General features: G+C 66.6%; 13 protein-coding genes and 1 tRNA gene. 2 read left to right on the top strand and 12 right to left on the bottom strand.

Annotation, left to right across the window (positions count from 1 at the left end; all coding sequences use genetic code 11):
- Positions 1 to 4: 4 nt before the first annotated feature.
- The 12 genes from nuoI to tpiA all read right to left on the bottom strand — a co-directional run bounded on the left by nuoI (position 5) and on the right by tpiA (position 10,596).
- Complete coding sequence (gene nuoI / locus IEQ11_RS13765; RefSeq protein WP_036108548.1) at positions 5 to 493, bottom strand: NADH-quinone oxidoreductase subunit NuoI; 489 nt, start codon at positions 491 to 493, stop codon at positions 5 to 7.
- Positions 494 to 510: 17 nt separating this feature from the next.
- A complete protein-coding gene (gene nuoH / locus IEQ11_RS13770; protein WP_096414742.1) occupies positions 511 to 1,575 on the bottom strand; it encodes an NADH-quinone oxidoreductase subunit NuoH in 1,065 nt (354 codons plus the stop codon).
- A gap of 15 nt (positions 1,576 to 1,590) precedes the next feature.
- The gene (gene nuoG / locus IEQ11_RS13775; protein WP_191821851.1) at positions 1,591 to 3,822 is read right to left on the bottom strand and encodes an NADH-quinone oxidoreductase subunit NuoG; all 2,232 of its coding nucleotides are present in this window, start codon (positions 3,820 to 3,822) and stop codon (positions 1,591 to 1,593) included.
- Positions 3,819 to 5,189 (bottom strand): NADH-quinone oxidoreductase subunit NuoF, encoded by a 1,371-nt coding sequence (gene nuoF / locus IEQ11_RS13780; RefSeq protein WP_191821850.1) that lies wholly within the window; start codon positions 5,187 to 5,189, stop codon positions 3,819 to 3,821. Before nuoF ends, nuoG begins: the two co-directional genes overlap by 4 nt.
- 11 nt (positions 5,190 to 5,200) lie before the next feature.
- Positions 5,201 to 5,728, bottom strand: a complete 528-nt coding sequence (gene nuoE / locus IEQ11_RS13785) for an NADH-quinone oxidoreductase subunit NuoE (RefSeq protein ID WP_046656793.1) — start codon at positions 5,726 to 5,728, stop codon at positions 5,201 to 5,203.
- A 148-nt stretch (positions 5,729 to 5,876) separates the two neighbouring features.
- Entirely contained in the window at positions 5,877 to 7,166 is a 1,290-nt protein-coding gene (locus IEQ11_RS13790; protein WP_046659110.1) for an NADH-quinone oxidoreductase subunit D, read from the bottom strand.
- A gap of 20 nt (positions 7,167 to 7,186) precedes the next feature.
- Positions 7,187 to 7,924 carry an NADH-quinone oxidoreductase subunit C gene (locus IEQ11_RS13795; protein WP_036108555.1) on the bottom strand — a complete coding sequence of 246 codons (738 nt, stop codon included), beginning with the start codon at positions 7,922 to 7,924 and terminating at the stop codon, positions 7,187 to 7,189.
- A complete protein-coding gene (locus tag IEQ11_RS13800; RefSeq protein WP_036108556.1) occupies positions 7,921 to 8,508 on the bottom strand; it encodes a NuoB/complex I 20 kDa subunit family protein in 588 nt (195 codons plus the stop codon). Before IEQ11_RS13800 ends, IEQ11_RS13795 begins: the two co-directional genes overlap by 4 nt.
- Positions 8,499 to 8,855 carry an NADH-quinone oxidoreductase subunit A gene (locus IEQ11_RS13805; RefSeq protein ID WP_036108557.1) on the bottom strand — a complete coding sequence of 119 codons (357 nt, stop codon included), beginning with the start codon at positions 8,853 to 8,855 and terminating at the stop codon, positions 8,499 to 8,501. The genes IEQ11_RS13800 and IEQ11_RS13805 overlap by 10 nt, the downstream gene beginning before the upstream one ends.
- Positions 8,856 to 9,023: 168 nt before the next feature.
- Positions 9,024 to 9,108, bottom strand: a tRNA-Leu gene (locus tag IEQ11_RS13810).
- Positions 9,109 to 9,233: 125 nt separating this feature from the next.
- On the bottom strand, positions 9,234 to 9,770 hold the full coding sequence (secG, locus tag IEQ11_RS13815; RefSeq protein ID WP_191821849.1) for a preprotein translocase subunit SecG: 537 nt from the start codon (positions 9,768 to 9,770) through the stop codon (positions 9,234 to 9,236).
- Positions 9,771 to 9,843: 73 nt separating this feature from the next.
- On the bottom strand, positions 9,844 to 10,596 hold the full coding sequence (gene tpiA / locus IEQ11_RS13820) for a triose-phosphate isomerase (RefSeq protein WP_036108560.1): 753 nt from the start codon (positions 10,594 to 10,596) through the stop codon (positions 9,844 to 9,846).
- A 190-nt stretch (positions 10,597 to 10,786) separates the two neighbouring features.
- Here tpiA and IEQ11_RS13825 point away from each other — a divergent pair, with 190 nt between their 5' ends.
- Complete coding sequence (locus tag IEQ11_RS13825) at positions 10,787 to 11,329, top strand: DNA-deoxyinosine glycosylase (RefSeq protein WP_191821848.1); 543 nt, start codon at positions 10,787 to 10,789, stop codon at positions 11,327 to 11,329.
- Positions 11,330 to 11,881: 552 nt separating this feature from the next.
- Positions 11,882 to 13,045, top strand: a complete 1,164-nt coding sequence (locus IEQ11_RS13830; RefSeq protein WP_051547462.1) for a trypsin-like serine peptidase — start codon at positions 11,882 to 11,884, stop codon at positions 13,043 to 13,045.
- Positions 13,046 to 13,333 lie beyond the last annotated feature (288 nt).

Here is a 13,333-nt window from a genome sequence, read left to right on the forward strand (position 1 = left end):
GTACTCAGCGGAAGGCGGCGTCGGCGGCGCGGCGCTCGGCGATCTCGGTCTCGAGACGGTCGCCGATCGCCAGCAGCTGCGGTTTGGTGACGATGTTCTGTCCGCGCTGTTCGAAGTGGTATTCGTGGATATGCGTTTCCACGATCGAGTCGACCGGGCACGACTCCTCGCAGAACCCGCAGAAAATGCACTTGAACAGGTCGATGTCGTAACGCGTGGTGCGGCGGGTGCCGTCGGCGCGCTTTTCCGAGTCGATCGTGATCGCCAGCGCCGGACACACCGCTTCGCACAATTTGCAGGCGATGCAGCGCTCTTCGCCGTTGGGATAACGGCGCAGCGCGTGGATGCCGCGGAAACGCGGCGATTGCGGGGTCTTCTCCATCGGGTACATCAGCGTGTACTTGGGCTTGAACAGGTACTTGAGCGTCAGCCCGAGGCCCTGCATCAGCTCGATCAGGAGCAGACTCTTGAAATAGGAAACGATGCGATTCATGTCGAGGATGCCTGTCCTTACACGTTCGGCAGGAACACTTTGTAGTACGCCATGACGGCGACTACGCAGATCCAGGCGATGGTCAGCGGGATGAAGACCTTCCAGCCCAGCCGCATGATCTGGTCATAGCGGTAGCGCGGGAACGAAGCACGGAACCAGATGAAGCAGCTGGCGAAGAAGAACACCTTGGCGAACAGCCACCACCAGCCGTCGACCGACAGCAGCGGAATGCCCAGGCCCTGGAACGGGCTCAGCCAGCCGCCGAGGAAGAAGATCGCGGTCAGGAAGCTGATCAGGATCATGTTGGCGTATTCGGCCAAGAAGAACAGCGCGAACGCCGAACCCGAATACTCGACCATGTGACCGGCGACGATTTCCGACTCGCCCTCGACCACGTCGAACGGCGCGCGGTTGGTCTCGGCCACGCCGGAAATGAAATACACCACGAACAGCGGCAGCATCGGCAGCGCGAACCATTCCAGCGCGCCGGCGTTGCCCGACTGCGCCATCACGATGTCGGTGAGATTCAGGCTGCCGGCGCCGACCATCACGCCGACCATGGCGAAGCCCATGGCGATTTCGTAGGACACGACCTGCGCGGCGGCGCGCATCGCGCCGAGGAAGGCGTACTTCGAGTTCGACGCCCAACCGGCGAGGATGATGCCGTACACGCCCAGCGAGGTCATCGCCAGCAGATACAACAGGCCGGCGTTGGCGTTCGACAACACCGCTTTCGCATCGAACGGCACCACCGCCCAGGCCGCGAACGCCGGCGCCAGGGTCAGCAGCGGCGCGAGCTTGTACAGGAACGACTCGGCCTTGGTCGGCTGGATCACTTCCTTGAACAGCAGTTTGAACACGTCGGCGAAGGCTTGCAGGACGCCCATGCCGACGTACATCGGACCGCGGCGCACGTGCATCCAGCCGATCAGCTTGCGTTCCCAGACCACGTAGAACGCGACGGTGATGATCACCGGCATCGCGATCAGCAGGATCTTGAGCACGATCCAGGCCACCGCGCCGGCCATGCCGAACGACAGGAACCATTCGCGCGTCGGGTCGACGACCTGGGTGAAGAACATTCCGTCGGCCATGGTTTAAGCCCTCCCCGCCTGCACGCGGCCGGCACCCAGCGGTGCGGTGGCGCCATGCCCGCTTTCGATCCATACCGTGCCCGGCGCGACCTGCGCGCTGAGCACGACCGGCAACGTCGCCGTGCCGGCGTCGGCGCTGAACTTGCCGACCATGCCGTCGCCGAAACCGAGCGCGGCCGCATCGTTGGGATTGAGCACGGCGCGCGGTTCCAGATTGAGCGGATGCGATTGCAGCGCCGGCGCGCGGCGCACGGTCGCGTCGCTGCGGTAGATCGCGGTCGACACCGCGACTTCGAGCCCCTCGCCCGCCACCGTGGGCGCGCGGCCCGCGGCCGGCGTGACGGCGCGCGGCGCGATGCCGGCGCGCAGACCGGCCAGATCGGTGAAGGCGAAGCCATCGGCGTTCAACTCGCCGCCGAGCGCGCGCAGCACGCGCCAGCCCGGACGCGCTTCGCCCGGCAGCTTGCCGCCGGCCGACGCGTTCTGGGCGATGCCGTCGAGATTGGTCAAGGTCGCATCGACCTCGGGCAGCAGGCCGATCGGCAGGATCACGTCGGCGACGGCCTTGGTCGAACGACAGGCGTAATGACTGAAGGCCACGACCTGGGCCGCGCCGAGCGCGCGCAGCGCGCTTTGGGTGTCGGCGAAATCCAGACCCGGCTCGATGCCGTAGATCACATAGGCGCTGCGCGCATCGCTGAGCATGCCGCCGGCGTCGCGCGAACTCGGCAGCACGCCGTACTGGGCGAGACCGACCGCGTTGGCGCCCTGCGGAATGCGGCACAGCTTGGCGCCTGTCGCAGCGGCCAGCGACTTCGCGGCGGCGCGGATCGACGCGGCGTACGGGCCGTTCTCGGCCAGCGCGCCGACGATGATCGCGGCGTGATTACCGGCCTTGGCGACTTCGCGCAGCGCCTCGTCGCCGAGCGCGGCGGCGAGCTGCGACGGCGCGACGATGCGCTTGCTGGCGATGTCGAAGGTGAAGTCAAAATCGACCGGGTTGACTACGTGAATCTTGGCGCCGCGGGTGAACGCCTTGCGGATGCGCTGATGCACCAGCGGCAGCTCGTGACGCAGGTTGCTGCCGACGATCACCACCACATCGGCCTTGTCGAGCTCGGCGACCGGCATGGCGAAGGTTTCGGCGACCGCGGCGTCGGACAGATCGTGCTGCGAGATGCGGTGATCGATATTGCCGGTGCCGAGCGCTTCGGCCAGGCGCGCGAGCAGCGCGCCCTCTTCGTTCGAAGTCGCCGGATGCGCGAGCACGCCGAGATTGTCGCCGGCGTTGTCGCGCAGGATCTTCGCCGCGCGCGCCAGCGCTTCGTCCCACGAAGCCTCGCGCCATTCGCCGTTGTCCTTGACCAGCGGACGCTGCGCGCGATCTTCCGCGTACAGGCCCTGGTGCGAGTAGCGGTCGCGATCCGACAGCCAGCACTCGTTGACCGCTTCGTTGTCGCGCGGCACGGTGCGCAGCACGTCGCCGCGGCGCAGATGCAGGAACAGGTTGCTGCCGAGCGCGTCGTGATAACCCAGCGACTCGCGCGCGGTCAGTTCCCACGGACGCGCCTTGAACTGGAACACCTTGTTGGTCAGCGCGCCGACCGGGCACACGTCGATGACGTTGCCCGACAGCTCGGTGGTCAACGGCTTGCCGTCGAAGGTGCCGATCTGCAGATTCTCGCCGCGGTACATGCCGCCGAGTTCGTAGGTACCGGCGATTTCGGCGGTGAAGCGGACGCAGCGCGTGCACTGGATGCAGCGGGTCATCTCGGTCGCGACCAGCGGACCGATATCCTCGTCGGGCACCACGCGCTTGCGCTCGGAGAAACGGCTGACCGAACGGCCGTAGCCCATCGACAGGTCCTGCAGCTCGCACTCGCCGCCCTGATCGCAGATCGGGCAGTCGAGCGGATGGTTGACCAGCAGGAACTCCATCACGTTGCGCTGCGACTTCAACGCCTTTTCGCTGCGGGTGACGACCTTCATGCCGTCCATGACCGGCGTGGCGCAGGCCGGCGCCGGCTTGGGCATCTTCTCGACTTCGACCAGGCACATGCGGCAGTTCGCCGCGATCGCCAGCTTGTCGTGATAGCAAAAACGCGGGATCGGAATGCCGGCCTTGTCGGCGGCCTGGATGATCATCGAACCCTTCGGCGCGGCCATCTCGACGCCGTCGATGAAGACGGTGACGTGATCGGGCGGCAGGTTGGGGTTTACCGGTTGGGCGCTCATGCAGCCACCTTCTTCTCGACCACGGTGCCCGCGGCCTGATCGTCCACCAGGAATCGCTTATTGACGATCGCGTACTCGAACTCGTCCCAGAAGTGATGCAGGAAGCCCTGCACCGGCCACGCCGCGGCTTCGCCGAACGCGCAGATGGTGTGGCCTTCGATCTGGCCGGCGGCGGCGCGCAGCATCTGCAGGTCTTCCAAGGTCGCGTGCTTGTCGACGATGCGGGTCAGCATGCGGTACATCCAGCCGGTGCCTTCGCGGCACGGCGTGCACTGGCCGCAGCTTTCCTTGAAATAGAACCGCGCGATGCGCTGACACGCGCGCACCATGCAGGCGGTTTCGTCCATCACGATGACCGCGCCCGAGCCCAGACCGGAACCGGCCTTCTGCAGCGAGTCGTAGTCCATCGTGCAGGCCAGCATCTGTTCGGCCGGCAGCACCTTCATCGACGAACCGCCGGGAATCACGGCCTTGAGCTTGTTGCCGTTGCGCACGCCGCCGGCCATCTGCAGCAGATCGGCGAACGGGGTGCCCAGGCGGATTTCGAAATTGCCCGGATTATTGACGTGACCGGAGACCGAGAAGATCTTCGGACCGCCGTTGTTGGGCTTGCCCAGGTTCAAGAACCACTCCGCGCCGTTGCGCAGGATCGCCGGCACCGAGGCATAGGTCTCGGTGTTGTTGATCGTGGTCGGCTTGCCGAACAGGCCGAAATTCGCCGGGAACGGCGGCTTGTAGCGCGGCTGGCCCTTCTTGCCTTCCAGCGATTCCATCAGCGCGGTTTCTTCGCCGCAGATGTAGGCGCCGGCGCCGAGCGCGCCGTAGATGTCGATGTCCACGCCGCTGCCGAGCACGTTCTTGCCCAGCCAGCCGTTCTCGTAGGCTTCCTTCAGCGCCTGCTCGAAATGCTCGAACGGCTCGTGATGGAATTCGCCGCGCAGATAGTTGTAGGCCACGGTCGAGCCGGTCGCGTAGCAGGCGATCGCCATGCCTTCGACCACCGAATGCGGGTTGAAACGCAGGATGTCGCGATCCTTGGCGGTGCCCGGCTCGGATTCGTCCGAGTTGCACAGGATGTACTTCTGGGTGCCGCTGCCCTTGGGCATGAAGCTCCACTTCAGGCCGGTCGGGAAACCCGCGCCGCCGCGGCCGCGCAGGCCCGAGGCCTTGACCGCGTTGATGATCTCGTCCTGCGGGGTTTTCTCGGTCAGGATCTTGCGCAGCGCGCTGTAGCCGCCGGTCTTCAAGTAGTTATCGTACGACCACGGCGTGTCGTAGTGCAGCGTCGTATAGACGACCTGGTGCTCCTGCGGAGCCGGGCCGACCGGGCCGTAGCCCTTGGAATAGTCGTGGTGACCGTGAGCCATCTCGCCCGACCTCACTTCAAACCATCGAGCAGCTCGTCGACTTTCGTCGCGTCGAGCTTCTCGTGGTAATGACCGTTGACGACGACCACCGGCGCGCCGCAGCACGCGGCCAGGCATTCTTCCTCGCGCTTGAGGAAGACCCGGCCATCGGCGGTGGATTCGCCGAGCTTGCAGCCCAGCTTCTTCTCGGCGTGGCGGACCAGGTCTTCCGCGCCGTTGAGCCAGCAGCTGATATTGGTGCAGAACGCGACGTTGTTGCGGCCGACCTTTTCGGTCTCGAACATCGAGTAGAAGCTCGCGACCTCGTAGGCCCACACCGGCGGCAGGCTCAGGTACTTGGCGACCGCGGCGATCAGCTCATCGGTCAACCAGCCGCCGTTCTGCTCCTGCGCCGCATGCAGGCCCTGCAACACGGCCGAGCGCTTGCGGTCCGGCGGGAACTTGGCCAGCCAGTGGTCGATGTGCGCGCGCGTGCCGTCCGACAGTGCCACCATCGGATCGACGTGCTGTGCGGCCTCGAAATTGCCTGTCGCTTTCATAGGGGTAAAGCCGGGAATCGGGAATTGGGAATCGGGAATCGGTTGGAGCGGGACGCAGGAACTTGGGATATCCGCAGCGATCGATGCTCGGCGCGTTGCGCAGCCTCAGCTTTATCGATTCCCGACTCCCTGTTCCCGATTCCCGTCTTCACCGATCGATCTCGCCGAACACGATGTCGTAGGTACCGATCATCGCCACGACGTCGGCCAGCATGTGGCCCTTGACGACTTCGTCCATCGACGACAGATGCGCGAAGCCCGGCGCACGCAGCTTGCAGCGGAACGGCTTGTTGGCGCCGTCGGAAACCAGGTAGCAGCCGAACTCGCCCTTGGGCGCTTCGACCGCGGCGTAGGTCTCGCCGGCCGGCACGCAATAGCCTTCCGAGAACAGCTTGAAGTGATGGATCAGGGCTTCCATGTCGTCCTTCATCTCCTCGCGCTTGGGCGGGGCGACCTTGAAGTTGTCGACGATCACGGGGCCGGGATTGGCACGCAGCCACTTCACGCACTGCTTGATGATGCGGGTGGATTCGCGCATTTCCGCGATGCGCACCAGATAGCGGTCGTAGCAGTCGCCGTTGACGCCGACCGGGATGTCGAAATCGACTTCCGCGTACTTGGCGTAGGGCTGCTTCTTGCGCAGATCCCAGGCGATGCCCGAACCGCGGATCATCGGGCCGGTCATGCCCCAGGCCAGTGCCTGCTCCGGCGGAATCACGCCGATGCCGACGGTGCGCTGCTTCCAGATGCGGTTGTCGGTCAGCAGGGTCTCGTATTCGTCGACGCGCTTGGGGAAGTCGTCGGCGAAGGCGTCGAGGTAATCGAGCATCGAGCCTTCGCGCCAAGCGTTGAAGCGCTTGAGGCCGGCGCCCTTCTTCCACGGCGATTCCTTGTACTGCGGCATGCGCTCGGGCAGGTCGCGGTAGACGCCGCCGGGGCGGTAATACGCCGCGTGCATGCGCGCGCCGGAGACCGCTTCGTAGCAGTCCATCAGCTCTTCGCGCTCGCGGAACGCGTACAGGAACACCGCCATCGCGCCCAGGTCGAGCGCGTTGGAACCGACCCACATCAGATGATTGAGGATGCGGGTGATCTCGTCGAACATCGTGCGGATGTACTGCGCGCGCTCGGGCGCTTCGATCCCCAACAGGGTCTCGATCGCGCGCACGTAAGCGTGCTCGTTGCACATCATCGACACGTAGTCCAGCCGATCCATGTAACCGATCGACTGGTTGAACGGCTTGGACTCGACCAGCTTCTCGGTACCGCGATGCAGCAGACCGATATGCGGATCGGCGCGCTGCACCACTTCGCCGTCCATCTCCAGGATCAGGCGCAGCACACCGTGCGCGGCCGGATGCTGGGGACCGAAGTTGAAGGTGTAGTTGCGGATCTCGGCGTTGTTGAGGCCGGAGGTGCCGCTGTTGACCAGCGGCATGTCGGTCGCGGGATTGCTCATCACTTCACCTCGCCACGCTGGGCGGTTTCGCCCTGGGCGGTCTGGTAGCGCGCGTCGTCGCGGATCACGCGCGGCACGCCGACGCGGGGATCGATCGACACGGGCTCATACACCACGCGGCGCTTTTCGGCGTCGTAACGCACTTCGACGTTGCCGATCAGCGGGAAATCCTTGCGGAACGGATGGCCGACGAAGCCGTAATCGGTGAGGATCCGACGCAGGTCCGGATGGCCTTCGAACACGATGCCGTACAGGTCGAACGCTTCGCGCTCGAACCAATTCACGCCGGGCCAGATGTGGCACAGCGAACCGACCACCGGCAGATCGTCGTCGGCGGCGAAGGTCTTCAGTCGCACGCGCTGGTTGTGCTGGCACGACAGCAGATGCGCGACCGCGGCGAAACGACGCGCCGGCAGCGAATCGGCGGCGCCGTTGGGCGACTCGCCCCAACGGAAACGGCCGGCGCTCTTGCCTTCCACGCCACGCGAGAAGCCTTCCGAGGACACGTCGGTGTCCCATTCGTCGCTGCCGTAGCTCAGGTAGTCCACGCCGCTGACGTCGACGCACTGTTCGAAACCGAACTCGTCGCGCAGCGCGAGCGCCGCGGCGAGCCATTCGGTGGGCGCGACTTCCAGGGTGATCTCGCCGCGCGGCTGCGCCACGATGACCGAAGCGCCGGCGAAGCGTTCGTTCAAGCGCTGGGCGAGCTGCGCGCTGCTCGGAGCAACGCCGCTCATTCGCGCACGCCCTGCTTGTTGTCGCCGAAGTTGGTGCCGCGACGGATCTTGCGCTGCAGCTGCAGGATGCCGTAGACCAGCGCTTCGGCGGTCGGCGGGCAGCCCGGCACGTAGACGTCGACCGGGACCACGCGGTCGCAGCCGCGCACCACGGCGTAGGAGTAGTGATAGTAGCCGCCGCCGTTGGCGCAGCTGCCCATCGAGATCACCCACTTCGGGTCGGGCATCTGGTCGTAGACCTTGCGCAACGCCGGGGCCATCTTGTTGACCAGGGTGCCGGCCACGATCATCACGTCGGACTGGCGCGGCGACGGGCGGAACACCACGCCGTAACGGTCCAGGTCCAGGCGCGAGGCGCCGGCGTGCATCATCTCGACCGCGCAGCAGGCCAGGCCGAAGGTCATCGGCCACATCGACCCGGTACGCGCCCAGTTCCACAGCGTGTCCAGGTTGGTGGTGACGAAACCCTGCTGCAGCAGCGGGTTTTCGCCTTCCGGTCGCAGGATGTCGTCGAGGCGTCCTTCCGGAATCGGGTTATGCATCAGGCCCGACACGGTGTCGCTGACGGTTTGGATCACTCCCATTCGAGCGCTCCCTTCTTCCAGACGTAAACGAAGCCGAGCAGGAGCATGCTGGCGAAAATGCCCATCTCGATGAGCCCGACCGGACCGAGATCGCGGAACACGGTGGCCCAGGGCACGATGAAGATGATTTCCAGATCGAAGATGATGAACTGGATGGCGATCAGGTAGTAGCGCACGTCGAATTGCATGCGCGCGTCTTCGAAGGCTTCGAAGCCGCATTCGTAGGGAGACAATTTCTCCGCGGTCGGGCGCTTGGGCCCGAGCACATTGCCTACCACCAACAGGGCGACGCCGATACCACCGGCGACGATCAGGAACAGCAGAGTCGGCAGGTATTCGGCCAGCACGCGGTGTTCTCTCGGCTACTTGTTCGGCTACATGGGCGCGTTTCCGCGACCTTGGCTTGGCGCCACAGCGCCCAGTCGTGTGGACACGCGGCGCGGCCCGCCGTGCGTGCCGCACCTGCGTACCGTGGTGCGAGTTGCGAATAACTCGATAAAGCTGACAGTTGGATGTGGTGCCCAAAGGGGGACTCGAACCCCCACGACCTAAGTCGCTACCACCTCAAGGTAGTGCGTCTACCAATTCCGCCATCTGGGCACTGCTACCAACCTGCGGCCATCCTGGCCTGGACTTCGTAAGCGCTTTGCGAAGCCGCCTGGTCATCGCTGACCGATCCTGCCATCCGAAGCAGGATACTGGAACTCTATTTTAACCTGTTTATCTCAGCCGCCAGTAGCCGGCTGCTTTGCCGGGACTGCCTGCTGAGCCGGCGCCTGCGCGGGCGTCGCCGACGGCGCGGCCGGAACCGTGCCCGTGGGCGCCGGAGCAGCCTGACCCGTCGGAGCCTGCGGGGTCGCGCCGGCCGGAGCGGTGCCGGCCGGAGCGGTGCCGGCCGGAGCCGTACCCGTCGGAGCGGCCGGGACGCCAGTCGCGGGCGCGGCCGGCGTACCGGTCGCCGGCGCGGGCTGGGTCGCCGGGATCTGCTGATTCATCAGGCTCTGATCGAGCGCCTTCGGCGCGGCGGTGGTGACGCGACTCGCCTGCCAGGCCATGAACAGGCTGATCACGAAGAACGCGATCGCCAGCCACTTGGTGGCCTTGGACAGGAAGTTGGACGAGCCACGGGCGCCGAACACGGTCGCCGAGGCACCGCCGCCGAAACCCGAGCCCGCCTGCGCTCCCGCGCCGCGTTGCATCAGGATCAGCGCGATCATGGCGATCGCGATCAACACATAGATGACGTTGAGGAACAACAGCATCGTTAGGGATTCTTCGCTGGGTGGAACTCGTTACGACCGCGTCGGCCCGGACAGGTTCGCCGGAACGTCGCGATCAGGGTGCCGCCGCTGCCGCGATGGCGTTGAAGTCCGCTGCGACCAAGGAGGCGCCGCCGACCAGGCCGCCATCGACGTCGGGCTGGGAAAACAGCGCGGCGGCATTGTCGGCTTTCACGCTACCGCCATAAAGGATCGGTAGCGAGCCAGCAATTCTAGCATCGTGCGCCGCGATTTCGCTACGGATGAATGCGTGCATTTCCTGGGCCTGCTCGGGGCTGGCGGTTTTGCCGGTGCCGATCGCCCAGACCGGTTCGTAGGCGAGGATCGCGCCGTCCAGACCGAGCACGCCGACCAGTTCGAAGATCGGCGCGAGCTGTTCCTGCAGGCGCCATTGCGCCTTGCCGTCCTCGCGTTCGCTCAAGGTCTCGCCCACGCACAGGATCGGCACCAGCCCCGCGGCCTTGGCCGCGGCGAACTTGCGCGCGACCAGTTCGCTGCTTTCGCCGTGGTACTGGCGGCGCTCGGAATGGCCGACCAGGCCATAGACCGCGCCGACTTCCTTAAGCATCGCCGCGGAGACTTCGCCGGTGTAGGCGCCCTTGACGTTGCAGCTCACGTCCTGCGCGCCGAAGTTCAGGCCGCGCTCGCCGTAGTGCTCGACCAGCTCGCCCAGATACGGCAGCGGCGGCAGGATCACCCGCTCGACCCCGGCCGGCGGCGTTTGCGCCGCGACTTCATCGAGCAGGGCGAATGCGAATTCGCGGCTGCCATGCAGCTTCCAGTTTCCGGCGACGATCCTGCGGCGCATGGCCACTCCCTTGGTGCGAAGACGGCGCAGTCTAGCGGCTGGGCGGCGTTTGGGCTAACCCGGTCGCCGCGCGGCGACGCGAGCGAATTGCGGCGCGGGCACCTTGCGCGCCGCGCGATCGGCGTCACGAACGGAGCCGTTCGCCCCACTCCGCCTTTGCCGGACGCGGTTCCGCCCCCATTGCATCGGCATGGCCACGACCTCCAACTCAGCCGTGCTGCACAGCTTCGCCCCGATCCAGTCGCCACGGGCGCGGGTGCTGATCCTGGGCAGCATGCCCGGCGCGGCTTCGCTCGCCGCCGCTCGTTATTACGCGCATCCGCAGAACCGGTTCTGGCCGATCATGGGCGCGCTGATCGGCGCCGGGCCGGAACTGGAGTACCCGCGGCGGATCCAGGCCCTGCGCGCGGCAGGGATCGCGCTGTGGGACGTGCTCGCCCAATGCGAGCGCGAAGGCAGCCTGGATTCGGCGATCCGCGACGACACCGCGGTGGCCAACGACTTCGCCGGTTTCTTCGCCGGCCACCCGCGGGTCGCCACGGTGCTGTTCAACGGCGCCAAGGCCGAGGCCAGCTTCCGCCGGTTCGTGCTCAAGCCGCTGGCGCGCCCGGACTTGACCTTGCTGCGCCTGCCCTCGACCAGCCCGGCCAATGCCTCGCAGCGTTACGAGGCCAAGCTGTCGGCCTGGCGCGAGGCCTTGCGCGCGGCCGGGGTGGCGGTGCGCGAGGCCTGAGGGCGCAGATCGCCCGCAACCATCCCGCGATTTGGGTTGCCGATGACGGCTTGCCGGACCCGAGCTGCGTGACGGCTCAGCGCAAAGCACCAGGGCTGAAGTCCCGCGCGAGCCGTCGCCCACATCGGCCCAATCTCGCATCGGCACCCCGAAATCGCGTTGCATCGATGAAACACCGCGACCCCGCGTCGCGGTCCGGAGCGCCGCACTCAAACCCTTGCCGGCCAAGGCTTTGCGGCCGATGAACCGGTGCCCGGCGGCGGCCCGGCGCGGCCGCGCTCGCCGCTTTTCTTCGCTGCCGCGCTGTCCTGCGACCGCGCGCACCGCCGTTTCCTGGGGTTAGCCGCCCGCAAGGGGGCCGCCCATCACCGAACGATCGCTTGCGCCGCGCTTGAGGCGGCGTGGGAGGCCGGGCTGTTGCCCGCCACCTGGCGATCGCTCGTGGATCGGAGTTTCAACGCCGGCGCGCCGCTCGGGTCGAGCGCGCCGGACGCCACAGTCGTCGACCCGTCAATCGCCAATGGAAGCGATACCACAAGGAGCTCCACCATCATGAAGTCGCATCGCATCAATCCCCCGTGCCGTCTTTCGCGCAAGCTCGCCTTGCTCAGCGGCATCGCGCTGCTCTCCTCCGCCGCCCTCGCGATGGCCGGCGAAAAAGTGATCCGCACCGCCTACGGCGACGTCGCTTCGATCGACGCCCCCAAGTCGCAGCAGCTCAACGCCAAGAACGCCCAGGCCCACCCGTTCGCGACCGCGCGCCAGCGCGCCGCGGCCAAGCCGGTGATCTGGGTCGACCGCGACAGCAAGGCCGGCCCCGCCGCTTCGGCCGAACTGACCGACAAGCTGGTCCGCACCGCCGGCAGCGCGCCGGGCGGCGACGCGCCGGCGTTCGGCAACTACCTCGCCCGCACCCATTTCCGTGCCACCTGGGACAAGCTCGACGCGCTGGACGCGCGCCAGGGCGCCGCCCCGGACGTCTCGATCTCGCAGGAGAAGGACGGCGCGCACTACGGCTACACCCGCACTCTGGGCAACTACTACACCACCCAGTGGAAGGCGGCGCCGTGGAACAAGATCGGCAAGCTGTACTTCACCAAGCCCGACGGCAGCGGTTCGTACTGCACCGCGCAGGTCTCCAGCGGCACCGCGGTGCTGACCACCGCGGCGCATTGCGTCTACACCTTCGGCTCGGGCTGGAACTCGAACTTCCTGTTCGTGCCGGCCGAGCGTTACGGCGAGGCGCCGTACGGCAAGTTCGGCTGGAGCACCGCGCGCGTGCCGACCAACTGGATCAACCAGGGCACCCGCCGCTGGGACGTGGCGGTGATCAAGCTCACCGGTGAACAGGTCAGCGGGATTCCGGTGACCAGCTATGTCGGTTGGCTCGGCCGCGCCTGGAACCAGCCGTATTCGCTGTTCACCTACTCGCACGGCTACGCCAGCAATCTGAGCACGCAGTACACCAACATCTGCGCCGGCCAGACCTACGACTCGGTGTCGGAAGGCACCAACGTGGTGGTTCAGGGCTGCGACATGACCTACGGCGCCAGCGGCGGCGCGTGGCTGATCAACTACACGCCCAACTCCAGCGCCGGCAATCAGGTCAACAGCGTGGTCAGCGGCCCGCACATCGGCGCCTTCGGCACCGCCTGGGTGGGCGCGCGCTTCAACGACGACAACATCGTCGCGCTGTGCACCGCGATCGGTTGCTGATCGCGGCGTGACCGCCTCGTGGCGGCGGGCGCGAGGGAGCGTGCCCACCGCCATCGCGGTGATCGCGCTTGCGGCCGAGGGATCGGCCGACTCATCGGGCTCCGGAGACGGGCTCGCCGCGCGGCCCACTATCGAGGCCGCGGGCTGGGGCAAGGACGCCCGCGATACCTCGACGAAGCCGGCCATGCGCCGGCTTCGTCATGTCCGCGGCGGTGAAGTCCGGTGCCTCGCGGTCCGTGCCCGACCATCGGCAAGCGCACCTGGTCAGCGACGATCCGCACACCGGAC

Source organism: Lysobacter capsici, from assembly GCF_014779555.2.
Lineage (GTDB): Bacteria > Pseudomonadota > Gammaproteobacteria > Xanthomonadales > Xanthomonadaceae > Lysobacter > Lysobacter capsici.